The following is a 25,058-nucleotide window of genomic DNA, read 5'->3' as shown; positions in this document are numbered from 1 at the left end:
TCAGGAGAGAACACGATGATTAACGGTACTAAACCCGTCGGCAGGTCATTACGCTGGGGAATGGTTGGCGGCGGCGCAAGCAGCCAGATTGGCTATATTCACCGCTCAGCGGCGCTGCGTGACGGTTCATTTACCCTGCTGGCCGGGGCTTTTGATATTGACGCTCAGCGCGGGCGTGAATTTGGTCGTCAGCTTGGCGTTGAGGCCGAACGCTGTTATCCCGACTACGCGACCTTGTTTCGCGAAGAAGCGGCGCGAGAAGATGGTATTGAGGCGGTGTCTGTCGCCACGCCGAACAATACCCACTACGCCATTTGCCGCGCGGCGCTGGAAGCCGGGCTGCACGTGGTATGTGAAAAACCGCTGTGTTTTACCGGCGAAGAGGCCGATGCGCTGGTGGCCCTGAGCGAAAAGCAGCGCAAGATTATCGGGGTTACCTACGGCTATGCTGGGCATCAGCTGATTTTGCAGGCGCGGCAGATGATTGCCCAGGGGCTGCTGGGCGAGATCCGCATCATTAATATGCAGTTCGCACACGGTTTCCACAATCTGCCGGTGGAGCAGGACAACCCCAGCACCCGCTGGCGAGTGGATCCGAAATTTGTCGGCCCAGGCTACGTGCTGGGCGATCTGGCTACGCACCCGCTGTTTCTGGCGGAGACCATGGCACCGAAACTCAACATCACGCGCCTGATGTGCTCCCGCCAGAGCTTTGTTAAAAGCCGCGCCCCGCTGGAGGATAACGCCTACGTGCTGATGGAGTACGACAACGGCGCCGTGGGTTCGATGTGGTGCTCGGCGGTCAACAGCGGCTCAATGCACGGGCAGAAAGTGCGCATCGTCGGGGAAAAAGCCAGCCTGGAATGGTGGGATGAACAGCCAAACCAGCTGCGCTATGAAATCCAGGGTGAGCCGGTACGCATCCTTGAACGCGGAATGTCCTATCTTGATCCTCTGGCCCTGCAGGACGACAGAATTGGCGGCGGTCATCCCGAAGGGCTGTTTGAAGCCTGGTCAAATCTGTACCGCCGCTTTGCTATCGCCATGGATGCGACCGATCGCCGCGACGCCGCGCTGCTGGAAAACTTCTGGTATCCGGATGCGAAAGCCGGGGCGCTCGGCGTGCACTGGGTCGAGAACTGCGTACGTTCTGCGGATAGCGGAGCCAGCTGGGTCGAGTTTCGTTAAATCTGTTGCCCGGCAGCGGCGCGTCTGCCGGGCAAGGAACAGCTTTGCTTATCGCATATCTGCTACGGCCGAGCGCCGCCCGGCAAGAGTGCTCAACTATTATTTCTCGCTGGCCCATTCGTGACAACGTCACCTGTTTTCGGCATATTCACGGCATTGTAATCAAAAAGCGAATGCCGTATAACATGGGCCAAACCGAGGGGTGTCCCGTGAGGGCTGAGATGGCGTAAGCCGAACCCTTTGAACCTGATCTGGGTCATGCCAGCGAAGGGACGGGTCGGCATTTCCGCCAGTTTTGCGCCATTGCCTGTTCACACTTCTTTCTGCACGCCCGGATCTCCCTTTTATCAGGAGGTCCTGTGATTGTTCCCGCATTTACCCAGGGTATTTATGGTCGTCTGCGCCAGCAGGCCGATACCGCCTGGCAGCACTACGTCAACCATCCCTTCCTGCGTCAGCTCGCCGACGGCACCCTGCCTGAACCGGCATTCCGCCGCTATCTGACGCAAGACTATCTGTTTCTGATCCACTTTGCCCGCAGCTACGCGCTGCTGGTCAGTAAACTGCGTACTCTGCCGGAGATGCGCGCCGCCGCCGCGTCGATGAACGCCATTCTCGACGAACTGCCGCTGCATGTTGGCTACTGTAACGGATGGGGGCTGGACGAACCCGCGATGGCCACCGAACCGGAAGCCTTAGAAACCATCAACTATACCCGTTACGTGCTGGACATCGGCCACTCCGGAGACGCGCTGGATCTGCTGGCGGCGCTGATGCCGTGCGTCGCCGGATATGCGGAAATCGGTCTCGGCCTGCTGCATAATCCGGCAACCAACCTGATCGACAATCCCTATGCCTCGTGGATCCGCAACTACGGCGACGAGGGTTATCTGAACGGCGTCAATGCCGCCATTGCCCTGCTGGAAACGCTCTGGCAACAGCGCGGCGGCGAGGCGCGTTTTGCGGAACTTGGCGTCATTTTCACCACCGCCACCCGTCTGGAAGCCAACTTCTGGCAAATGGGCCTTAATGCGGTTGAGGGGAATCCGGCGTGAGTGCGCCAGCAATTGAGGTACGCGGCCTGAGCCTGCGCTTTGGCGCACGGCAAATTTTCGACAACCTGACGTTCGATATCCCCGGCGGCCAATGGATATCGCTGCTGGGGCCCAGCGGCGTAGGGAAAACCACCCTGCTACGTGTTCTCGCCGGTCTGGCAAAAGCCGCTGCCGGTGAAGTCCGCGCCAGCGACGGGCTGCCAATCGCTAAACGGCTGGCGTGGATGGGGCAGAAAGACTTGCTTTACCCGTGGTTAAATGTGCGTGACAACGTCTCTCTTGGCGCCCGTCTGCGCGGAGAGCGCGTTGACCACCGGCGCGTAGCCACGCTGTTACAGCAGGTAGGCCTTGAATCGTGCGCTAACGAACTTCCGGCCCGTCTGTCCGGCGGCATGCGCCAGCGGGCGGCGCTGGCGCGCACCTTATATGAAGACCAGCCCATCGTACTGATGGACGAACCCTTTTCCGCGCTCGATACCATCACCCGTACGCGAATTCAGACACTGGCTGCGGAGCTGCTGGTTAACCGTACCGTGGTGCTTATCACCCATGACCCGATGGAAGCCTGTCGCCTGAGCCATCGGCTGCTGGTGCTTTCTCCCGCTGCCGGCGGAATTGACGATAGCCACCGTCTATCCGGCACGCCGCCGCGTGCGCCGGACGACCCGGCGCTGCTGATCGGCCAGGCGGAACTGTTGCAACAGCTCATGAGGGCTAACGGATGAGCGCAAAAGTGTTTCGCGCCGCCGTGGTGTTCTGCGGCCTGCTGCTGCTCTGGTGGCTGGCGAGCCGCAGCGGCATTCCGGCCTTCCTGCTGCCTTCTCCCGCAGCGGTGGCCAGCGCGCTGTGGATGAATCGGGATTATCTCGGCTGGCACACGCTAATCACGTTGAGTGAGATCGTCAGCGGTCTCGCGCTCGGCGTCCTGCTTGGCGTGATCCTGGCGCTGTGCATGATCGTCTCGCCGCGTCTTCAGCGCTGGCTGATGCCGCTGGTGCTGATCAGCCAGGCGATCCCGGTCTTTGCTCTCGCCCCGCTGCTGGTCCTGTGGTTTGGTTTCGGCATGAGCGCAAAGGTCATGATGGCGGTTCTGGTGATTTTTTTCCCCGTGACCTCGGCGTTTTTTGACGGCCTGCGCCGGGTTAACAACGATTATCTCGATCTGGCGCGCACGATGGGCGCCTCTTTTAGTGCACAGCTGCGTCATGTGCGCATGATGGCCGCCCTTCCGGCGCTCGGCTCCGGCCTGCGGATGGCGGCAGCCGTCGCCCCCATTGGCGCAATAATCGGTGAATGGGTCGGTTCAGCCGAAGGGCTTGGCTACGTGATGCTCAACGCCAACGCCCGTTTGCAAACCGATATCTGCTTCGCAGCCCTGTTTATTTTAGTACTACTGACGGTCCTGCTCTGGCTGACGGTGGATGCTTTTCTGCATCGGCTGGTCTACTGGACGCCGGAATAACGATTTAACAATAAGGAATAACCATGCGTAAGCATCTTTATGCCGTGATGGCCTTCGGCACGCTGATCGGCGGTCAGGCGCAGGCTAACGAGAAACTCACCCTCGTGCTGGACTGGTATATCAATCCTGACCATGCGCCGATTATGGTAGCCGAACAGATTGGCGCTTTTAAAGAGGCGGGTCTTGACGTCAAAATTGTGCCACCGTCCGATCCGGCGCTGCCGCCACGATTGGTGGCTGCCCGCCAGGCGGATCTGGCCATTACCTACCAGCCGCAGGTACATTTTTTCGCTGATGAAGGGCTTCCGCTGGTCCGCGTTGGCACGCTGATTAATTCGCCGCTGAACACGGTGATCGCGCTGGATAAAAACATCAAATCCCCCGCCGATCTGCAGGGTAAAAAAGTGGGTTATTCCGTTAGCGGAATCGAACAGGCGACGCTGGCGACCATGGCACAGCACGTACAAGTCGATCCCAAAAGCATCAAGCTCATCAATGTTAACTTTCAGCTGACCAGCGCTCTGATGGCCGGTCAGGTCGATGCGGTCATTGGCGGATATCGTAATATAGAAGCGCTGGAACTGATGCTTCAGGGGAAAGATCCGGTGGTAATGAACGTCGAGGATTACGGCGTACCTGCCTACGACGAGCTGGTGATCGTGGCGAATCGCGATGCGGCCAACGCGCCGAAAATTAAGGCTTTCCTCACGGCGCTACAGAAAGGCGTCGCTTATTTACGCGCCCACCCGCAGGAAACCTGGCAGACGTTTGCCGCCGCGCATCCCGAGCTCAATACCGCGCTGAATAAACAGGCATGGCTGAAAACCATCCCTCTGTTTGCCCGCGATCCAGCGGCCCTGGACAAATCACGTTATGAAACTTATGAACAGTTTTTATATAACAATAAGTTGGTGAAAAAAGTCACACCGCTAAGCGATTATGCGCTTGAATTGCATTGAGAGCCGTTTCTGCTGGCGGAAATTTTTCGCCAGCAATGGTCAGCAAAACGGTAATAAAAATCGCGACAAGACTTCATTAATAATTACAATTTTAAAGGTCTTTTATCCTGTAAAACACTTCATCCCTATCAATGAGTTACGTTCACTTTTTACAATGTAAAAATAACGTAAATACCCCTTAATCAATAAAACGTTGAATGCGGATTTAAAAAGCCATATATTGTGCCCGCTTTATGCATGGCGATTCAATTTCTTACACCAATTTATTCAACCAGGGTTCAACCGTAACGCTGGTTGTGGGAGTGATATGATGACGGATAAAGTCCGTATTGATACTTTAGGCGCAGACTTATTAAATGCAAACAACGATACCTTTTTGGCCCGTCAGGCTGAATTCGAATCGAATGTCAGGAGCTATCCGCGCAAGCTGCCCCTTGCGATTACCAAAGCGGAAGGCGTCTGGCTGACCGATGCGGATAACAAACAGTATCTGGACTGCCTTGCCGGCGCCGGTACCCTGGCACTCGGCCACAACCATCCTGATGTGCTGCAGAGCATCCAAAGTGTCATTACCAGCGGCTTGCCGTTACATACTCTCGATCTGACCACTCCATTAAAAGATCGTTTCTCTGAATACCTGCTTTCCCTGTTACCGGGTGAAGGTAAAGATTATTGTCTGCAGTTCACCGGCCCATCCGGCGCTGACGCCGTAGAAGCGGCGCTGAAGCTGGCGAAAAAATTCACCGGTCGTACTTCGGTTATCAGCTTCTCCGGCGGCTACCACGGGATGACCCACGGCGCGCTGTCCGTTACCGGCAACCTGTCGCCGAAAGCGGCGGTTAACGGCATGATGCCGGAAGTGCAGTTTATGCCTTATCCGCACCAGTACCGCTGCCCGCTGGGTATCGGCGGTGAAGCGGGCGTGAAAGCGCTGACCTACTACTTCGAAAACCTGATTAACGACGTTGAAAGCGGCGTGCGTAAACCGGCTGCGGTGATCCTGGAAGCCGTTCAGGGTGAAGGCGGCGTCAACCCGGCTCCGGTCGAGTGGCTGCAGCGCATCCGTAAAGTGACTCAGGAACACGGCATTCTGCTGATTATCGACGAAGTTCAGGCTGGCTTCGCGCGTACCGGTAAATTCTTCGCCTTTGAGCACGCGGGCATTGAGCCGGATATTATCGTGATGTCTAAAGCCGTTGGCGGCGGTCTGCCGCTGGCCGTTCTCGGTATCAAAAAGCAGTTCGATGCCTGGGAACCGGGTCACCACACCGGCACTTTCCGCGGCAACCAGCTGGCGATGGCTACCGGCCTGACCACCCTGCGCCACCTGAAAGAAAACAATATTGCCGATAAAACCGCCGCCCAGGGCGAGTGGTTGAAAGGTAAGCTGGCCGAGATGCAGAAACGTTACCCGGTAATCGGCCACGTTCGTGGTCTTGGCCTGATGATCGGTATCGAGATCGTGAAGCCGAACGAAGCGCCGGACCACATGGGCTGCTTCCCGGCGGATGGCGAGCTTTCCGCGCTGCTGCAGAAGAAATGCTTCGAAGCAGGCCTGATCCTTGAGCGCGGCGGTCGTCACGGCTGCGTGCTGCGTCTGCTGCCGTCCCTGCTGATCAGCAACGCTGAGCTGGAAGTATTCTTCGATAAATTTGAACAGGCCCTGCTGGCCGCCGGCGTAAAACCGGTCTGAGTGGAGTAAGTGACCGCAATGTCCAAATTGAATCCGATTCTTGCTGGTTCTGCGCAAAGCATTGAGGCTTATCAGCAAGCGATCGCCCAGACCAGCCAGGCGGTAGCGCAGTGGCTGCAGCAGCCTGAGATGTATCAGGGGAAAAGCGTTGACGAACTACGTGAACGCATCACCCTCGATTTCAACGAACAGGGTCTGGGCAACCAGGCGGCGATTGAACGTGCGATCGAATACTTCCTGAAAGATAGCCTGTCGGTGCATCATCCGCAGTGCGTAGCGCATCTGCACTGCCCGAGCCTGGTGATTAGCCAGGCGGCGGAAGTATTGATTAACGCCACTAACCAGAGCATGGACTCCTGGGATCAAAGCCCGTCAGCGACCATCATCGAGATCAAGCTGATTGAATGGCTGCGCGCTCAGGTTGGCTACGGCGCTGGCGATGCGGGCGTCTTCACCAGCGGCGGCACCCAGAGCAATATGATGGGCCTGATGCTGGCGCGCGATGCCTTCTTTGCCCGTCAGGGCCACTCCATCCAGCAGGATGGTTTGCCGGGCGATATTCGTCGCTACAAAGTACTGTGTTCAGAAAACGCCCACTTCTCGGTGCAGAAGAATATGGCGCTGATGGGGCTCGGCTACCGCTCCGTGACGCTGGTGAAAACCGACGAATTCGCGCGGATGGACGTGGCGGACCTGAAGGCCAAAATCGCCGAGGCGCAGGCTAACGGTGAGCAGATTATGGCGATTGTCGCTACCGCTGGCACTACCGACGCGGGGGCCATTGACCCGCTGCGGGAAATCGCGGCCATTGCGGCAGAGCACCAGATCTGGCTGCACGTTGACGCCGCCTGGGGCGGCGCGCTGCTGATGTCTGAGAAGTATCGCGATCGTCTGGACGGCATTGACTTAGTGGATTCCATCACTCTGGATTTCCATAAGCAGTTCTTCCAGACCATCAGCTGCGGCGCGTTTCTGTTAAAAGAAGCCCGTCACTACGAGCTGATGCGCTATCAGGCGGCCTATCTGAACTCCGAGTTCGACGAAGAGCACGGCGTACCGAACCTGGTGTCCAAATCGCTGCAGACTACCCGCCGCTTCGACGCGCTGAAGCTGTGGATGGGCCTTGAGGCGCTGGGCCAGAAGCAGTATGCGGAAATCATCGATCACGGCGTAACGATGGCGCTGAACGTGGCGGATTATGTCGAAACTCAGCCAACGCTTGAGCTGGTGATGCAGCCGCAGCTGGCGAGCGTGCTGTTCCGTTCGCGTCCCCAGCAAATGGCGGGCAGCGATGCCGCCGCCATCGCCCTGCTCAACCAGCGGGTTGGCGATGCGCTGTTGGCCTCCGGCCGCGCCAACGTCGGCGTGACCGAGCACAACGGCGTTACCTGCCTGAAGCTGACGCTGCTGAACCCGATCGTCACCTTAGATGACGTGAAGGTGCTGCTGAGTCTGGTGGACCGTACCGCCCAGGAACTGCTGGCGCAGTAAGCTAGTTTTGCACCAAACGCTGAAAAGCCGATAATTCACTTTATCGGCTTTTTTTTTACATATAAAGAAGTGACATTGTCACTAAACTCCTGGAGGCGGTGCTGTGCACCTGTCCGGGCCACAGCTACACAGCCACCATTGGGCTGGTAGCCCGGACAAGGCGCGTTAAGCGCCGCCTCCGGGCAATGCAACTGCAATCGCTAGCTCAGGCCCTCGCCTCTTGTAACAGCTGCTGGATCATCTTCTCCTGCTGGACATAGTCTCCTTCGCCAAAAGCGGTATAGCGCAGCTTGCCTTTGGCATCGAACAGATAGTGCGCGGGCCAGTATTGATTTCCAAACGCGTTCCAGATGGTGTAACCGTTATCCGCCACGATGGGATAAGTTATCTGCCATTTATCAACCGCCGCACGTAGCGCGGGTAGTGACCGTTCCCAGGGATATTCCGGAGTATGCACGCCGATCACGACCAGTCCGGCCGCACGATATTTATTCGCCCATTCGCGCACATGCGGCAACGTGTGCTGGCAGTTAATGCAGTCCCGGGTCCAGAAGTCGATAAGAACCACTTTCCCTTTTAGCGAGGTGTTATCAAGCGGTGGGCTATTGAGCCAGGCGCTGCCGCCCTCAAGCGCGGGCATTTCGCTGGTTGGCGCTGGAGCAACAATCGGCTGTCGTACCAATTTTCGTTCCGACGGCGGCAAACCAGCGCTGAGACGCTGCTCCAGACGCTGCGTCAGTCCGTTTGCGCCCTGCAGAAAACTGGCCTCTCCGCTGGCAATCAGTATCACTGCTGCCAGCATTGCCATTCCCGCCAGCTGACGCAGGCGTTCGCTAAAGCCCAGCCCCCGGCGCAGACGCCCAATCAGCCGGGAACCGAACAGCCACAGCAGCGCCAGCATCAGCGCGCAGCCGCTACCGTAAGCCAGCAGCAAGAGACCCGTTTTTACCGTGCTACCGTGGATAAACCCCAGGCTCAGGATTGCGCCCAGTACCGGTCCGGCGCACGGCGCCCAAAGCAACCCCACGCCCAGCCCCGCCAGCAGCGCGCCTGTTCCTCCCGCGTACCGATAGCTGCTCGCGTTAATACGATTACCTAACGCCACTGCCGGTGCCGTCAGTCGCTGGGCGACCCGCGGCGAAATCAGGCTCGCACCGACCAGCGCCAGAGATAGCAGCGCCAGCCAGCGTCCGGCTTCAGTCAGGCTAACTATCCAGCTGCCGGCAACTGTCACCAGCAGCGACACGGCGGTAAACATCAGCACCATACCGCTAAGCATTAACAGCAGATACCTCCTGTTACCGCGTACGCTGGCAAAAATTAACGGAATAACCGGCAAGGCACAGGGACTCAGCAGCGTCAACATACCGCCCAAAAAAGCAATCACAATTGGCATACCCATTCTCCTCAGTTGAGCTCGCTGCCTCACCGGCAGCCAACCCATTACAACAGGCGAATGTATGGCTAAGGTGTCTGAAACAGGGGGAATTTGTCTGCTTACTTATCTGGCGTCGCCGGGGATACAGAAGGATACAAAGCATCGGCAAACAGCTGCACCGCGGCCTCCAGCCCGCCTGACTGACGATTGCGCAGAATTAATTTTCCCGCCATCTGGCCCGCTAATTGAGCAGCGATCGCCAGCCCCAGCCCGGTGCCGCCGGTATCACGATTGCGGGAGTTTTCCAGCCGATAAAACGGCTGGAGTACTGCTTCTAATTGATCTTCGGGAATACCTGGGCCTTCATCAGCAACCCGCAGCGTAATATCGCCGTTTTGCCCATATGCGAGGCTTACGGTCACGCAATCGCCGAATTTAAGCCCATTATCAATCAAATTGCTCATGATGCGGCGTAACGCCTGCGGCTGAATAAATACCGGCTGCTGGCGATCGCCGGGGATAAAGCGCACCGCTTTACCGATATCGGCATAATCACAGGCGATAGTATCGAGAAAATCATTGAGGTTAAGGCGCTGACGCGGCTCTTCCAGCGGCTGGGCTGAGCGCGCCAGGGCGATCCCCTCCCGGACCAGGCGGGTCATATTATCAAGATCCTGTAGCAGCTTATCGCGCAACTCCGGCTGATCTGCCATCTCGACCCGTAGCTTCATGCGGGTAATCGGCGTTTGTAGATCGTGTGAGATAGCCGCGAGGATCCGCGCCCGTTCCTGCAAATGTTCCTGGATACGCGCCTGCATAGCATTAAACGCGCGCGCGGCGTGGCGAACCTCGACAGGTCCCTGCTCAGCCATCGCCTCAGGCGTAGTCAGCGCCGGTTCAAGACGATCGATCGCCCGGGTAAAATGAGTCATCGGCCGTACCACCTGACGTACGGCGAGCCAGGCACAGAACAGCAGCAACAAAAACTGGACAGCCAGAACAGCCGGGAGCCAGCGGGCTATCGCCGGTAGCCGGGGCCACAGGTCAATGGTCAGCGGTGCGCCGTCGTGTAGCGTCACGTGAGCCTGAATATGCTCACGTGGCCCGGGGATTGCCACAATGCTCAGCGGCCAGGTTGCGCTAAGAGATTCTTGCAGGGTGCGCACCGCATCTCGTACCCGCCAGCTGGCAGGATAGTCACCGCTTTGTCCCGCCGATAGCTGATAGCGATAGTTACCGCGCGCCAATCGTGCTAACCACTGCGGGCGCTCGGCGGCGGGAAGGCGGTCAAGGATCGCGACGCTGGTGGCAACATCGTATTCGAGGTTACCCAGCATCACGCTGCGAGCGCTACTCATCCGTTCAAAGAGCAAGAGCGACAGCGTTAAGGTATTGGCCAACAGCAGCGCGAGGAAAATCATCAGCATCAGCCGCGACTGCAGCGTGGCGGGCCAGAGCTTCATTCACGAGCCTCGCGAATCGACACTGGAACCGAAAGTACGTAGCCTTCGCTCCGTACGGTTTTAATATAGGCTGGCTCACGGGCATCTTCACGCAGACGCTGGCGCAGACGGCTCACCAGCAGGTCAATGGAGCGTTCAAACAGCTCAGCGTCCCTTCCCTGAGTTAAATTCAGCAGCTGATCGCGATTTAGTACCCGCTGCGGGTGGTCGAGAAATACCCGTAATAGTCGATATTCCGCGCCGCTCAATGCCACAATGGTGCCGCTGCTATCAAGCAGATGTCTTGCCGAAGTATCCAGTAGCCAGTCGCCAAAGGCGATTAATCTTCCGGCCTCAGTAATTTGCAAATTCGGCGGCAGCGCCCGGGTTCGACGCAGAATCGCTTTTATGCGCGCCAGCAGCTCCCGGGCGACAAAAGGCTTAACAAGGTAGTCATCTGCGCCCATTTCAAGTCCCAGAATTCGGTCACTGTCGTCAGTACGCGCGGTGAGCATCAATACCGGAATATCATGCTGGCCGTTGCTGCGTAGCTGACGACAAAGGATTAAACCGTCGTCGCCGGGTAGCATCAGATCCAGCACGATCAGGTCTATCTGGTGAGCGTTAAGCGTCGCCCACATCGCCTTACCGTTGGCAGCGCCCGTAGCGCGATATCCCGACTTTTCCAGATAGCCGGTGACCAGTTCACGGATATCACGGTCATCATCAACAACCAGAATATGATCGATACGTTCCAAAGCGGGCTCCGGTAAGAAAAATTCCACTCAAAGAGAATATGCGCTATCGCCGGAAGCGCAACTTCGCCTACCGGCGGGAGAACTACAGACGATCGGCATCGACTATCGCCTGGACGAAAGCCTGTGGAGCTTCCTGCGGAGGGTTATGCCCGATGTTGCCTTTAAATTCACGATGTTGATATTTGCCGGTAAATTTAGCGCGATAGCTTTCAGGTGCCGGATGCGGAGCGCCATTGTTATCACCTTCGATGGTGATAGTCGGAACGCCGATAGTCGGCTGCGCCGCCAGCTTTTGTTCATAGGCGCTATATTTCGCTTCCCCTTTCTCCAGTCCTAAGCGCCAGCGGTAATTGCTGATGGTCACCGACACATGGTCGGGGTTATCCAGCGCCTGCGCGCTTTGAGCGAACTGAGCATCGCTGAACCGCCAGCCGGGCGAAGCCTGATGCCAGATAAACTTTGCAAAATCGTGAGTATTCTGCCGGTAGCCAGCCTCACCGCGCGGGGTGGCGAAATAGAACTGATACCACCAGGACAGCTCCGCCTGCGGCGGCAAAGGCTTCTCTCCAATCTGCTGGCTGCTAATCAGATACCCGCTCACTGAAACCAACGATTTCACCCGCTCCGGCCACAGGGCAGCCACGATATCAGCCGTGCGTGCGCCCCAGTCGAAGCCGGCTAAATCGGCCTGTTTGATATGCAACGCATCCATCAGATTGACGATATCCTTTGCCATAGCCGAAGGCTGCCCGTTGCGCGGTGTTGTCGGTGAGACAAAGCGCGTGGTACCATAACCGCGCAGGTACGGTACGATCACCCGGTAGCCCTTTTGCGCCAGTTCGGGAGCGACGACCGCATAGCTGTGGATGTCATAGGGCCAACCGTGCAGCAGGATCACCGCCTGGCCGTCGCGCGGCCCGAGATCGACGTAACCGATATTGAGATCGCCCGCCGGTATCTGATGCACAACGTTAAATGCGGCGCTGTCTTCAGCCGCGCAAACGCTGGCTGAAACCAGCGACGTACAGATTAGCGTCAGGGCGGCGCATTTACGGGACAAAAAAGCGGTATTCATGATAGTTGCCTCTGCATGGTTTGGATGACAGGCCTATCACAACAGCAAAATGTATCTGTACTGTGCGCACATGGGGGCTATTTTGTCGCACCGTGTATCGTTATGGGCTCAGATACACGGTGATACAAAACGGAAACAATCAGAGGCTGTCCGGCGTCAGATAATTAGCCACAAAACGAGTCAATATTGCCGAGGCCACGGGGCTTTCTTCAACTTCGCGACTCAGCTTATCCGGGTCAACCCCCTCGCTGCGCAGTACCGCCTGGCGATAGGCAATCAGCGAGCGGGCGATCGTCGGAGTGATCTCCGGATGGAACTGTGTAGAGACGGCATGCGCGCCGTAGCGCACAATCTGGTGCGAGTCATGCTGCGACGCGCCCAGTACCGTCGCCCCCTGCGGCAGTCGGGTGACCGTTTGCATATGGGTAAGATGCGCGCTGAAAGGTGCGGAATGCCCAGCCAGCAGACTATCCGTCAGCCCATCTGCAGACAGGGCGATGCTCTTACTTCCGACTTCACGCCCTGCCGGGTGATAATCCACCTCACCGCCCAGCGCGTGCGCCATAAGCTGATGCCCGTAGCACACGCCAAATAGCGGCATCTCAATCGCCATCGCCTCGCGGATCCAGGCGGCGGTCATTTCGCTCCACGGCAGGCGCTCCGTCACCATATCCCAGGAGCCGGTAATCACCGCCACGGTATCGTTATCCGGCGCGGGAAGCGGCTCGCCGGCAAAAACACGCGCCACGCTGATTTTCTTGCGCCACGGCGCGAGCAAATCGCCAAACCAGACAGGAAGATCGCCATGGTCGGAAGCTATTTCATCCGGCGGGGTGCCGGTTTGTACAATAAGAAGCGTATTTCGGCTTAACGACATCAGAGCGCCTTTTTCATCACTACACAGAGTTCTACTATGGGCAAAAGCGCCGACCGCGGCAAATAACCAATCCGTTAACGCTTATGCCCGGAGTGCATAACGTCTACTGCGCGTCGGCGCTCTCCACCTGCGGTACCGTCGATACTGCTCCCTGTTCCGCAGGCGCATTAGCCGGATCAAAGATATGGTCGAGGATGGCCCGCGCCGTCGGGCCCGCCACCACGCCATCGCCGCCGCCGTTTTCCAGAATCAGCGCCATCGCCGCCGCCGTTTTCCAGAATCAGCGCCATCGCCACCTTCGGATGCTGATACGGCGCAAACAGAGTATAGAAAATATGATCGCGCAGGCGTACCGGGATCATTTTAGCGTTATAGGTCTGGTTCTCTTTCAGGCTGAAGACCTGGGATGTCCCGGATTTTGCCGCAATCTGATACGGTGCGGTATGGAATAGCTTGTAGCCGGTGCCGTTTGGCAGGTTCGCCATGCCGTACATGCCGTTGCGCACCACGCCCCAGTAAGGCGAATGCGGGTCGCCCACCTGCGGCAGATTGCGCGGCGGCTGATAGCGCTCAATCTTATTGCCCTGCTTCATGGAATAGAGCAGATGCGGATTTTGCACCTTACCGTTGTTAATCAGGGTTGTCAGGGCCTTAACCATCTGGACAGGCGTAGCAATCCAGTAGCCCTGGCCGATGCCGACCGAAATAGTATCCCCCTGGTACCACGGTTTTTTATGCACCCGCTGTTTCCACTCCCGGCTCGGCAGCACTCCGGCATACTCTTCATTCAGATCGATGCCCGTTGACTGGCCGTAACCGAACTTGCTTAACCATTGGTGAATTCGATCGATTCCCATCTCAAATGCCACCTGATAGAAGAAGGTGTCGGCCGACTCTTCAATCGCCTTAGTTACGTTAAGCATGCCGTGACCGCTTTTCAGCCAGTCGCGATAGCGGCGCTGGGTTCCCGGCAGCGTCCAGGTCGGCGCGCCAAAGAAAGAGGTGGTCGGAGTGATGACGCCCGCCGACAGCGCCGACAAGGCCATATAAGGTTTCACCGTTGATGCGGGCGGGTACAGCCCCTGGGTGACGCGGTTAATGAGCGGACGGTCCGGGTTATCAAGCAGCGAGCGATAGGCCTGATAGCCTATGCCCCTGACGAATGGATTGGGGTCATAGCTGGGGCTGGAAACCATCGCCAGCACGCCGCCATCCCGCGGGTCGACGGCCACCACCGCTGCACGCTGCCCCTTCAGTACCGACTCGATATATTGCTGAAGATGGAGATCCAGCGTCAGGTAGAGATTCTTTCCGGCTACCGGCGGCACCTCTTTTAGCAATCGCACCACCCGCCCGTGGTTATCCACCTCAACCTCCTGATAGCCGGTGGTGCCGTGCAGCGCCTTCTCGTAGTAGCCTTCAATGCCCTGCTTACCGATATTACGGTCAGCGGCGTAGTTCTCCTCTTCACCCGCTTTAGACAGTTTTTGCAGATCGCTGTCGTTAATTTTCGAAACATAGCCAACCACGTGCGCCAGCTCGGCGCCGTAGGGGTACGCGCGCTGTTGATAGCTCTCAACGGTGACGCCGGGAAAATGAAACTCATTGACCGCAAACCGCGCCACCTCAACATCGCTTAGGTTCGATTTTAAGGTCACCTCTTTATAGCGGCTGGTGTGATGCATATCGTCGCGGAAATCGGCGATATCTTGCGGGGTGAGATCGACAATCGGCGTCAGCTGCTGCAGCAGCGCGTTCAGATCGGCGATTTTGCCCGGGATTGCCTGCAAACGATAGAGGGTAATATTTTCTACCAGAGGAATACCGTTGCGATCGAAAATCAGTCCCCGGCTCGGCGCGATAGGCAGCATTTTAATGTCGTTCTGGTTTGAGCGCGTCTGATAAAAGTCGTGCTGCTCGACCTGCAGGCGGTAGAGGTTAACGATCAGGACGGCAAAGCAGACCACCACCAGTATAAAAGCAATGACGGCACGGCGGATAAACAGCATCTCTTCCGCCGAATGGTCGCGAATTTCATCTCTCATAAGGGACATTAGCGGTCATTTACCTGGGTTTCAAAGGCCCTGAAAAGGGAAAAGCGGGGAAGAATAGCGTTATCGCGGCGGGAGCCCTACCGAAAGGTTGCTAATGATTTGGCAGAAATGTATCAGCATGTTAGATATTTTATGTGACACTGTCACAGAAAGGCATCGTTCAAAAGCGCGACGGGGGCAGAATGGTTAGCGCGCTTTTTCACTGACTGTGATGGTGAGTTTCGCCGGCGTTAGCATAGACCCCCGGCTTTCGCGCGCTGAGTATTGATAAGGCCGGAGACGAAGATCCGCTCGCTGCCGTGCGCAACGATTACTTCCGCGCCTCGAAGGCAATTTTCACCGCCATCCCGGCCAGCACGGTCGCCATCAGCCAGCGCTGAAACCGCTGCCATAACGGACGCCCCGCGAGAAACAGCGAAACCTGCCCGGCCATCATCACAATCAGCGCATTGACCGCTACGCTGATTATCGCCTGGGTAAATCCCAGCACCAGCGACTGCGAAAGGATGCTGCCGTGTCCGGGAGAGATAAACTGCGGCAGCAATGAGAGGTACATGATGGCAATTTTAGGGTTCGCCAGGTTAGTAATAAAGCCCATCAAAAACAGCTTTCGGCCGCTATCGGCGGGCAGGTCGCGCACTGCAAAAACCGAGCGCCCCCCTGGCTTCACCGCCTGCCAGGCCAGATAAAGCAGATAGACAACGCCGCTGATGCGCAACACGTCGTAAGCGTAAGGGACGGCGAAGATCAGTGCGGTAATACCGAACGCGGCGCACAGCATATAAAACACAAACCCCAGCGCCACCCCGCCGAGGGAGACCAGCCCGGCCCTTCTTCCCTGGCAAATCGAGCGCGAAATCAGATAGATCATATTCGGCCCCGGGGTTAATACCAGGCCAAGGGCAACAAGGGCGAAGGTCAGCAGCGACGGCATCTCAGGCATAGCGTATCTCCATTTAAACGAAGTGATGCCCAGGCGCGCGGCGGCGATAACCATGCTCCCCGACAGTAATCTGTCTAAAGCGCCAGTCACATGGTGACGAACAGTATGGTCGCGTTTGGCGATGTACGACAACTCTCCTGAACAGGTGGGCTAACTATCCTTCTTTTCGGCTGTTGTCGCCGTACCAGAGCGATAAATAAAGAACAGCGCCAGCCCCAGACAGACGATTGCTCCCAGCCGTCCCGGCGACAATGCGATGGTTTCATTTCCCAGCCAGCCGAAATTATCAATCAGCAGGCTCATCGCCAGCTGGCCGAAAATCACCGCCACCGTGGCCGTCGCGGTGCCGATACGCTGCACCGCCAGCACCATAATCACGATATAGGGCACGCCGCAAAACGCTCCCAGCAGCTGCCATTTCGGCACATCGAGCAGCGTTATCGTCTGCTGGGGCGCAAAGTAAAAGATCAGCAGCGCCGTAATCAAAGCGCCGACCGAGAAGGTGAGAAATGCGCTACGAAACACCCCAACCTGGCTACCTAAGCGTCCGTTAATCGCCGCCTGCATACTCAGCATCGCGCCGCCAATCATCGCCAGTAAAATCATTATGCTACTCATGTTAACTCCTCAGCTTGTGGCGATAAGGATCAGGGCAACCACAATCAACAGCAGCGCGATAATCCGCCGCCCGTCGATTTTTCGTTTTGGCGAACCGAACAGGCCGTAGTGGTCGATCAGCAGGCTTTTGCAAATCTGTCCGGCGAGGATGCCGATCATGGTCATGGCGATCCCGATGACCGGTACGGCCACAGTTAAAATGACCACATAAATCGGGCCCAGTACTCCCCCGGTCAGCTGCCAGCCCGGCAGAGAAAAAAACGAAGGGCTCTCCCTGGGGCCAAACAGCAGCATCAACAAAAAGGTCAGCGCGCTCCCGACGCTAAAAATGCTGAATGTGGCCCACAGGTCCCCTACCTGCCCGGCTAACGGGCCAAGTAGCCCGGCCTCAACCGATAACCCCATGCCGCCGACAATTACCAGAAAAATCAGAACTAACTGCATCGTTGATATCCGCTTGTTGATCAGGCGGCAAAGCATAAAGCAGCGAAGTAATGTGAAAAACGATACAATCAGGGAAACACTTTTGCGGATATTGCATTAATGAACGATGCGGGAAATGTGAATTTTCGAGCGCTACAGCTATTTATCGCCGTCTACGATAGCCAGAGCTTTTCGGTGGTGGCGCGGCGGGAAGGCGTTTCTCCCTCAATGGTGTCGCGAGTGATTCACCAGCTTGAAGACTCGCTCGGCCAGCAGTTATTTAACCGTAACACCAGGGCAGTGGTGCCCACCGAAGCAGGACGGCTGTTTGCGGTGCATGCGAGGGCCATCAGCGAACAGTTTAGCGCCGCCAGGCGCGACCTGCAGGACAGGACCCTTCAGCCGGGTGGACTGGTGCGAATCAACGCTCCGGTCTATTTTGGTCAACGCCATATTGCACCATGGCTGGCGGGGCTGACCGAGCGCTATCCGCAAATGCAAATTGAGCTGACGCTGACGGATGATTTTATTGACCCGCACCGCGAAGCGACAGACGTGATTTTTCGTATTGGTAGCCTGCCGGACTCTAATGTCCATGCCAGGGTACTTGGCATGCAGCACCTCTATCTGGTTGCTGCCCCGGGGTATCTGGCGCGGCGCGGCATCCCGGAGAAGCCAGAAGATCTTCGCCAGCACAGTACCCTGGTCTACAGCGGTTCTAACGGCCCTAATCGCTGGTTGTTCCGCCTCGCGCAGGGAGAATGGGTTCACTATCCGCAGACGCCGCAGCTGGTTTCAAACAATGCCGATGCGCTGCTGACCTCGGCGCTAAAAGGAATGGGGGTTGTCCTGTTCCCTGACTGGATGGTAAATGAAGCCATCGCCGATGGCAGGCTTATCAAGCTGATGACCCGGTACACCGTCGCGATTGGCAGTTCTCCCTCGCCGGTTTCGGCAATCTACCCTTATGCCCGGCATCCCTCACTGAATGTACGCGCGGTAATTGACTATTTTATCGACGTTTTTGGTACGCCTTTATACTGGCAGCAATAAGCATTTTTACGGACTAATATTGTCATAACTCAAACAAATAGCATTCGCACTCGATGAATATGTTTTAACGTTTCCTTTACTCACGAGTTACGACTATGTTTATCAGGCTGGTACCGGTAACTTGCCGTTTTTCACCCCGGAGAGTTCGAGTTTCATTCTGATAATTGAAAGAAAATAACTATTAAATCCGTAGACCCATTCAAATATCGTTTATTGAAAGCAGTGTATATCGTAATGACATTCACAAAAGCAAACGGAGCCTGATATGAGCACGTCTAACGATCCTTCAAATAACCCATCAGCAGGAAAATGTCCTTTCCACGCTGAAACACCAACACAGAGCGCGGGCAGCGGCACTTCTAACCGCGACTGGTGGCCAAATCAACTACGGGTGGATCTGCTAAATCAGCACTCCAATCGTTCGAACCCGCTGGGTGAAAACTTTAACTATCGGGAAGAATTTAAAAAGCTCGACTATTCCGCGCTGAAAGCCGATCTGCACGCCCTGCTCAACGACTCTCAGGAGTGGTGGCCAGCGGACTGGGGTAGCTATATCGGGCTGTTTATTCGTATGGCCTGGCACGGCGCCGGCACCTATCGTACCGTTGACGGTCGCGGCGGTTCCGGCCGTGGTCAACAGCGTTTCGCTCCGCTCAACTCCTGGCCGGATAACGTCAGCCTCGACAAAGCTCGTCGTCTGCTGTGGCCGATAAAACAGAAATACGGACAGAAAATCTCCTGGGCAGACCTTTATATGCTGGCGGGTAACGTTGCGCTGGAAAACTCAGGTTTCCGTACTTTTGGTTTCGGTGCTGGTCGTGAAGACGTCTGGGAACCGGATCTGGACGTTGACTGGGGTAACGAGAAGGAATGGCTGGCGCACCGCCATCCGGAAAGCCTGAATAAACAGGCCATTGGCGCAACCGAGATGGGTCTGATTTACGTGAACCCTGAAGGCCCTAACGCCAGCGGCGACCCGCTCTCCGCAGCCGCAGCGATTCGCGCCACCTTCGGTAATATGGCGATGAATGATGAAGAGATCGTCGCGCTGATCGCCGGGGGGCATACGCTGGGTAAAACCCACGGTGCTGCGGTGACTACCCACGTTGGCCCAGAGCCAGAAGCGGCTCCGATTGAAGCGCAGGGCCTCGGCTGGGCGAACAGCTACAACAGCGGCGCAGGCACGGACGCAATCACCTCTGGTCTTGAGGTTGTCTGGACGCAAACCCCGACCCAGTGGAGCAACTATTTCTTAGAAAACCTGTACAAATATGAGTGGGTTCAGACCCGCAGCCCGGCAGGCGCTATCCAGTTTGAAGCGAAAGACGGCCCGGAAATTATTCCAGACCCGTTTAATCCGGAAGTAAAACGCAAGCCAACGATGCTGGTTACCGACCTGACGCTGCGTTTCGATCCGGAGTTCGACAAAATTTGCCGTCGCTTCCTCAACGACCCGCAGGCCTTTAACGAAGCTTTTGCCCGCGCGTGGTTCAAACTCATCCACCGCGATATGGGGCCGAAATCCCGTTACATGGGACCGGAAGTGCCGAAAGAAGATCTGCTGTGGCAAGATCCGTTACCGGCAGCGACCCACAACCCAAGCGCAGAAGATATCGCCACGCTGAAAACAACGATTGCCGATGCTGGCCTTTCCGTCAGCGAACTGGTTTCCGTTGCCTGGGCGTCGGCTTCCACCTTCCGCGGCGGCGATAAGCGCGGCGGCGCCAACGGCGCGCGTCTGGCGCTTGAACCGCAGAACTCCTGGCCGGTCAACGCTATCGCTACCCGCGTCCTGCCCACCCTGCAGGCGATTCAGAAAGCCTCAGGAAAAGCGTCGCTGGCCGATATTATCGTTCTGGCGGGCGTAGTGGGTGTTGAACAAGCCGCCGCAGCCGCAGGCGTGCATGTCAGCGTTCCTTTTGCGCCAGGCCGCGTCGATGCGCGTCAGGATCAGACCGATATTGAAGCGATGAACCTGCTGCAACCGATGGCCGATGGTTTCCGTAACTATCGTCGCGTGGGTGGCGGACTATCCACGGAAACGCTGCTGATTGATAAAGCACAGCAGCTAACGTTGACGGCGCCGGAAATGACGGCCCTGGTGGGCGGTCTGCGCGTTCTGGGCGCTAACTTCGATGGTAGCCGACACGGCGTGTTTACCGACCGCGTGGGCGTGTTGAGCAATGACTTTTTCGTTAACCTGCTCGATATGCGCACCGTCTGGAAAGCCGCTGACGAGCAGGCTGAGCTGTTCATCGGCCGCGACCGTAAGAGTGGTGAAGAGAAGTACACCGCCACTCGCGTAGACCTGGTGTTTGGTTCTAACTCCGTACTTCGCGCACTGGCTGAAGTCTATGCCTGCAGCGACGCGCGGCAGAAATTCGTCACTGATTTTGTGGCGGCCTGGACCAAAGTGATGAACCTGGACCGTTTCGACCTGTAATCGCTTGCTCTTCCGTACTGCAATGCAAAGGTAATAGCAAAATCCCGGGCCTGTGGCCCGGGATTTTTTTATCTTATCCAGATAGTCAGTAAAATAATGATGGCCGCAATAATCGCCACCTGCATAAAGATTTTATCCAGCGATCCTTTACGCATCACGCCCCCTTTTTAGAACAGGATTTGCCAGATAGCCAACAGCAGTACCAGCAAACCGACCAGAAAAAATATCAGCGCGATGATGGTGTCCGGAGAACGATTCATCTCTGCGCCTCCCTGGCATCAGAACCACTGGCCGAATCGTTTGATATAAAAACGCTTCATTCCCTGCGCCACCAGGCAGTAGCTCAGCAGCGTGGCGACCAGCCACGGGAAATAGCTCAGCGGCAGCGGCTCCAGCCCGACCATCGTCCCCAGCGGCGAGAACGGAATGTAGATCCCAACCGCCATAATCAATACGGTGGTAAGCAGCACCGGCAGCGTCGCGCGGCTCTGAATAAACGGGATCTTCTGCGTCCTCAGCATATGCACCACCAGCGTCTGCGACAGCAGTCCTTCAATAAACCACCCGGACTGAAACAGCGCCTGCGCTTCAACGTTATTCGCCGCAAATACGTACCACATCAGCGCGAAGGTCGAGATATCAAAAATGGAAGACGTCGGGCCTATCCACAGCATAAAGCGGCCAATGTTTTTGGCATCCCATTTGCGTGGCTTGCGCAGAAACTCTTTATCCATTTTATCCCACGGCAGCGAGAGCTGGGAGAGATCGTACATCAGGTTCTGGATCAGCAAATGAATCGCCAGCATCGGCAGGAACGGAATGAACGCGCTGGCCACCAGTACTGAAAAGACGTTGCCGAAGTTAGAGCTGGCGGTCATATTCAGATACTTAATGATATTGCCGAAAGTCTCGCGTCCCTTGATCACCCCTTCTTCCAGCACCATCAGGTCCTTTTCCAGCAGGATAATATCGGACGCCTCTTTAGCGATATCCGCCGCGCTATCGACCGAAATCCCCACGTCCGCATCGCGCAGCGCCGGCGCATCGTTGATACCATCGCCAAGGAAGCCGACGGTATGGCCATTTTTCTGCAGCGTTTTCAGGATGCGCGACTTCTGCAACGGCGTCAGCTTCGCGAATACCGAACGCGTTTCCACTTCGCGCTCCAGTTCGCGATCCGTCATCGCTTCAATTTGCGCCCCGGTCAGAATACCGTGGGCATCAATACCCACTTCCAGACAAATGCGCGCCGTAACCACCGGGTTATCGCCGGTCAGCACTTTCACCGCCACGCCGTTGTCGCGCAGCGCAGTAATCGCTTTCCCCGCGCTCTCTTTCGGCGGATCGAGGAAAGTCAGCATCCCTTCGACCGTTAACCCTTGTTCATCGGCGGCACACAGCGGCGCCGTCAGGGCGGAATCATCCAGCTTACGAGTTGCGACCAGCAGCACCCGGAATCCCTGGGCGTTGTAATCCTCAGTTCTGGCTAACAGCAGCTCACGTCGAGTTGCATCCAGTTCTACAACCTTATCGCCTTCACGCAGATGCGTAGCCACCATCAGCATCTCTTCAACCGCACCTTTGCAGATCAGGCTTTTATCACCGTGGCGGACATCTTCCACCGAAACGGATACCCGACGGCGGACAAAATCAAACGGCAGTTCATCCAGCTTTACAAACCGCTCTTTGGTCGCTGGCGCTATCCTCCCTTCGCCAAAGCGCAGCACCGCCCGGTCCATCAGGTTGCGCGCCCCGCTCTGGCTGCTGCTGTTAAGCCACGCCAGCGTCAGTACCCGGTCGCTCTCGCTACCGCTCACATCAAGATGATGCTCAAGAATGATATTGTCCTGAGTCAGCGTGCCGGTTTTATCGGTACACAGCACGTCCATAGCGCCAAAGTTCTGAATGGCGTTCAGCCGCTTGACGATCACTTTGCGCCGCGACATGGCGATAGCGCCTTTCGCCAGGTTGGAGCTGACGATCATCGGCAGCATTTCCGGCGTCAGGCCAACCGCGACCGCCAGGGCAAACAGCGATGCCTCGACCCAGTCCCCTTTGCTGAAGCCGTTAATCAGCAGCACAATCGGTACCATCACCAGCATAAAGCGGATCAGCAGCCAGCTAACGCTGTTCACCCCGCGATCGAATGCCGTCTGGGTGCGCGTGCCGACGATGGATTTCGCCAGCGAACCAAACCAGGTGCGGTTTCCGGTAGCCACCACCACCGCCTGCGCCCTGCCGCTGGTGACATTGGTTCCCATCAGGCAGATATTGCCCATCTCCAGCAGGCTTTTGTGTTTGTTCGGCTCAGGAAGCCGATCGCTGCCTTTGCCGGACACGCTGGCCATAACGTCATACTTCTCAACCGGCAGGGACTCGCCGCTGAGTATCGACTGGCTGACAAACAGGTCCCGGGACTCCAGCAGACGCACGTCCGCCGGAACCAAATCACCCGCCGCCAGGAAGATGATGTCTCCGGGCACCAGTTCCTCTATCGCGATTTCCTCCTGTACCGGACCGCTATGACCTGGCCCACGGCGCAGTACCGTCGCGGTTGTACGCACCATTGATTTCAGCGCCTGCGCCGCTTTGTTGGTACGAAACTCCTGCCAGAAACGCAATAACCCGCTCAGGCTGACCATCGTGACGATAATAATGATCCCGGTCAGATCGGTCTCTTCACCGTTACGCAGCGGTAGCCAGTAATCGGTAACGAAGCTGACGGCGGCCAGCGCCATCAGGACATAGATAAACGGGTTATTGAATGCCTGCAAAAGCTGGATCAACGCCGGTGGCGCCTGCTCATGCGCCACTTCATTGCGGCCATATTCATCCAGTCGTTCAAGCGCATCTTCGCTGGTGAGCCCCTGGCGACTGCTGTTTAGCCGCGCCAGCGTATGATCCGGGCTATTAAATGCCTCAGTTTCAATGGCGAAGCTTTTTTTATGCTGCTTATCATTTTCTGACGCAGACCGGTTTATTTTCCGGTTTTCAATTTTCATGTCAGTCATGATTTATCCTCAAATTAAAGACGTCGTTATTCCTGCATAAATGACTTATGCATATTTCATTGTTACGCTATTAAACGCTTATTACTTTAATTGTCTGGGAACATTCATTATTCCCTCCTTATGCAAATCATTGCAACAGTAGAATATGCGGGAGATTAACTGCCCTCGACGCACCAGCGGACTGAAGTAATATTTTCGTCACCGCCGATTTTTGACATAATAAAATCTCGCGCCTTCCGGCAATCGGCATTGCCGACCAGTTCAAGGCGAATTTCTTTATGTCCTTGTTCTTTCGCTGCCATAGAGACCAGCCCCTGCAGGCTGAACGTCATCTCTTTGCTGATATTAAGCAACAGCTGACGAATTGCGTTTTCATGCTCGCTATTACAGATAATATTCAGAACGTAGCATTTCTCTTCTTCTGTCGCTCCGGGGATCTGATTAATTCGCTGCGCCGCTTCACGTAGCAAGATATTAGCGCAGAGAATTATCAACGTTGCCGCAGCTGCCTGCCAGAACTGGCCTAAACCGCACAGCACCCCAATTGCCGCGGAGCACCACAGCGTCGCGGCCGTATTCAGGCCGCGCACGTTCATGCCTTCACGCATGATAACGCCCGCGCCAAGAAAACCGATTCCGGAGACGACCTGCGCGGCAATACGTCCCGGGCTGTCCGGCGAAGTCGACAGAGAACTCAGAATAAAAACCGCTGCGCCAGTGGCGACCAGCGCATTTGTACGCAGGCCTGCCATACGCTGACGCCACTGTCTTTCGGCGCCAATTAGCGCCCCTAACAGCATCGCCGCGAGTAAATTTGCGATATAAGGAAACATCAACATAGTTTCCTCCATTGTTGCTGGAAGAATTAACTATGTGCTTAATTAAGCACACGACAAATTGTCGCCGGGAAGGCGATTTAACGTCGTGTTGACGGTGGAGGGAATAATGTATTTTTAAACATGAACATGACGATTATCCTCGCAGCGATGCTGCGTTTTTCATTATGGGATGCAATCGTCAGAATGAGGAGATTGCTGCCCGCCGGTTGGCAAGCAGCGCAGAAAAAATAGCGTCAGCTTGCCTTGATGTTTAAGTAAGGGTGACTGTCCAACATATTTCTCCTGTATGAATTTGT

General features: G+C 56.4%; 21 protein-coding genes, 1 pseudogene and 2 riboswitches. Of the genes and pseudogenes, 9 read left to right on the top strand and 13 right to left on the bottom strand.

Annotated features, from left to right (window positions below; translation table 11 throughout):
- Positions 1-15: 15 nt before the first annotated feature.
- The 7 genes from GJ746_RS12495 to GJ746_RS12465 all read left to right on the top strand — a co-directional run bounded on the left by GJ746_RS12495 (position 16) and on the right by GJ746_RS12465 (position 7,848).
- Positions 16-1,188, top strand: a complete 1,173-nt coding sequence (locus tag GJ746_RS12495) for a Gfo/Idh/MocA family protein (protein ID WP_154680489.1) — start codon at positions 16-18, stop codon at positions 1,186-1,188.
- 188 nt (positions 1,189-1,376) lie between these two features.
- Positions 1,377-1,478, top strand: a riboswitch (TPP riboswitch).
- A gap of 69 nt (positions 1,479-1,547) precedes the next feature.
- Entirely contained in the window at positions 1,548-2,243 is a 696-nt protein-coding gene (locus tag GJ746_RS12490) for a TenA family protein (RefSeq protein ID WP_154680488.1), read from the top strand.
- On the top strand, positions 2,240-2,968 hold the full coding sequence (locus tag GJ746_RS12485) for an ABC transporter ATP-binding protein (RefSeq protein WP_154680487.1): 729 nt from the start codon (positions 2,240-2,242) through the stop codon (positions 2,966-2,968). Before GJ746_RS12490 ends, GJ746_RS12485 begins: the two co-directional genes overlap by 4 nt.
- On the top strand, positions 2,965-3,705 hold the full coding sequence (locus GJ746_RS12480; RefSeq protein WP_154680486.1) for an ABC transporter permease: 741 nt from the start codon (positions 2,965-2,967) through the stop codon (positions 3,703-3,705). The genes GJ746_RS12485 and GJ746_RS12480 overlap by 4 nt, the downstream gene beginning before the upstream one ends.
- Before the next feature lie 23 nt (positions 3,706-3,728).
- Positions 3,729-4,664, top strand: a complete 936-nt coding sequence (locus tag GJ746_RS12475; RefSeq protein WP_154680485.1) for an ABC transporter substrate-binding protein — start codon at positions 3,729-3,731, stop codon at positions 4,662-4,664.
- A 307-nt stretch (positions 4,665-4,971) separates the two neighbouring features.
- On the top strand, positions 4,972-6,357 hold the full coding sequence (locus tag GJ746_RS12470) for a diaminobutyrate--2-oxoglutarate transaminase (RefSeq protein ID WP_154680484.1): 1,386 nt from the start codon (positions 4,972-4,974) through the stop codon (positions 6,355-6,357).
- A 9-nt stretch (positions 6,358-6,366) separates the two neighbouring features.
- Complete coding sequence (locus tag GJ746_RS12465; protein WP_195908732.1) at positions 6,367-7,848, top strand: pyridoxal phosphate-dependent decarboxylase family protein; 1,482 nt, start codon at positions 6,367-6,369, stop codon at positions 7,846-7,848.
- A gap of 205 nt (positions 7,849-8,053) precedes the next feature.
- On the opposite strand, the gene GJ746_RS12460 is transcribed toward GJ746_RS12465, so the two are convergent.
- The 9 genes and pseudogenes from GJ746_RS12460 to GJ746_RS12420 form a co-directional block, all read right to left on the bottom strand.
- The gene (locus tag GJ746_RS12460) at positions 8,054-9,244 is read right to left on the bottom strand and encodes a cytochrome c biogenesis protein/redoxin (protein ID WP_154680482.1); all 1,191 of its coding nucleotides are present in this window, start codon (positions 9,242-9,244) and stop codon (positions 8,054-8,056) included.
- Positions 9,245-9,345: 101 nt separating this feature from the next.
- Positions 9,346-10,689 (bottom strand): ATP-binding protein, encoded by a 1,344-nt coding sequence (locus GJ746_RS12455; RefSeq protein ID WP_154680481.1) that lies wholly within the window; start codon positions 10,687-10,689, stop codon positions 9,346-9,348.
- The gene (locus GJ746_RS12450) at positions 10,686-11,426 is read right to left on the bottom strand and encodes a response regulator (protein WP_154680480.1); all 741 of its coding nucleotides are present in this window, start codon (positions 11,424-11,426) and stop codon (positions 10,686-10,688) included. Before GJ746_RS12450 ends, GJ746_RS12455 begins: the two co-directional genes overlap by 4 nt.
- A gap of 82 nt (positions 11,427-11,508) precedes the next feature.
- Complete coding sequence (locus GJ746_RS12445) at positions 11,509-12,501, bottom strand: alpha/beta fold hydrolase (RefSeq protein WP_154680479.1); 993 nt, start codon at positions 12,499-12,501, stop codon at positions 11,509-11,511.
- A 139-nt stretch (positions 12,502-12,640) separates the two neighbouring features.
- Positions 12,641-13,378 (bottom strand): glutamine amidotransferase, encoded by a 738-nt coding sequence (locus tag GJ746_RS12440; RefSeq protein WP_154680478.1) that lies wholly within the window; start codon positions 13,376-13,378, stop codon positions 12,641-12,643.
- Between the two features lie 103 nt (positions 13,379-13,481).
- Positions 13,482-15,432, bottom strand: a pseudogene (gene mrdA, locus GJ746_RS12435) (penicillin-binding protein 2).
- Positions 15,433-15,742: 310 nt separating this feature from the next.
- On the bottom strand, positions 15,743-16,375 hold the full coding sequence (locus tag GJ746_RS12430) for a LysE family translocator (RefSeq protein WP_154680477.1): 633 nt from the start codon (positions 16,373-16,375) through the stop codon (positions 15,743-15,745).
- Between the two features lie 20 nt (positions 16,376-16,395).
- A riboswitch (ZMP/ZTP riboswitch) is annotated at positions 16,396-16,475 on the bottom strand.
- Positions 16,476-16,525: 50 nt separating this feature from the next.
- Complete coding sequence (locus GJ746_RS12425; protein ID WP_154680476.1) at positions 16,526-16,993, bottom strand: DMT family transporter; 468 nt, start codon at positions 16,991-16,993, stop codon at positions 16,526-16,528.
- Positions 16,994-17,002: 9 nt separating this feature from the next.
- Positions 17,003-17,437, bottom strand: coding sequence for a DMT family transporter (locus GJ746_RS12420; protein ID WP_154680475.1), 435 nt, complete (start codon positions 17,435-17,437; stop codon positions 17,003-17,005).
- Between the two features lie 99 nt (positions 17,438-17,536).
- Between GJ746_RS12420 and GJ746_RS12415 the strand changes: the two genes are divergently transcribed.
- Both GJ746_RS12415 and katG read left to right on the top strand, forming a co-directional pair.
- Positions 17,537-18,469, top strand: a complete 933-nt coding sequence (locus GJ746_RS12415; RefSeq protein WP_154680474.1) for a LysR family transcriptional regulator — start codon at positions 17,537-17,539, stop codon at positions 18,467-18,469.
- A gap of 265 nt (positions 18,470-18,734) precedes the next feature.
- Positions 18,735-20,912 carry a catalase/peroxidase HPI gene (gene katG, locus GJ746_RS12410; protein WP_154680473.1) on the top strand — a complete coding sequence of 726 codons (2,178 nt, stop codon included), beginning with the start codon at positions 18,735-18,737 and terminating at the stop codon, positions 20,910-20,912.
- 68 nt (positions 20,913-20,980) lie between these two features.
- Here the strand turns inward: katG and mgtU are convergent, their stop codons facing one another.
- From mgtU to GJ746_RS12395, 4 genes are all read right to left on the bottom strand, one after another.
- A complete protein-coding gene (gene mgtU, locus GJ746_RS25500) occupies positions 20,981-21,067 on the bottom strand; it encodes a magnesium transporter protection protein MgtU (protein ID WP_264766566.1) in 87 nt (28 codons plus the stop codon).
- A 12-nt stretch (positions 21,068-21,079) separates the two neighbouring features.
- A complete protein-coding gene (gene mgtR, locus GJ746_RS12405) occupies positions 21,080-21,172 on the bottom strand; it encodes a protein MgtR (RefSeq protein WP_154680472.1) in 93 nt (30 codons plus the stop codon).
- A gap of 18 nt (positions 21,173-21,190) precedes the next feature.
- Positions 21,191-23,923: a magnesium-translocating P-type ATPase gene (mgtA, locus tag GJ746_RS12400; RefSeq protein WP_154680471.1), complete on the bottom strand. Its 2,733-nt coding sequence runs from the start codon at positions 23,921-23,923 to the stop codon at positions 21,191-21,193.
- A gap of 155 nt (positions 23,924-24,078) precedes the next feature.
- Entirely contained in the window at positions 24,079-24,774 is a 696-nt protein-coding gene (locus tag GJ746_RS12395) for an MgtC family protein (RefSeq protein WP_154680470.1), read from the bottom strand.
- Positions 24,775-25,058 lie beyond the last annotated feature (284 nt).

It is taken from the genome of Klebsiella oxytoca (assembly GCF_009707385.1).
GTDB lineage: Bacteria > Pseudomonadota > Gammaproteobacteria > Enterobacterales > Enterobacteriaceae > Klebsiella > Klebsiella oxytoca_C.
Note: the sequence above shows the minus strand (reverse complement) of the source record. Positions and strands in the feature narration are given on the sequence as shown.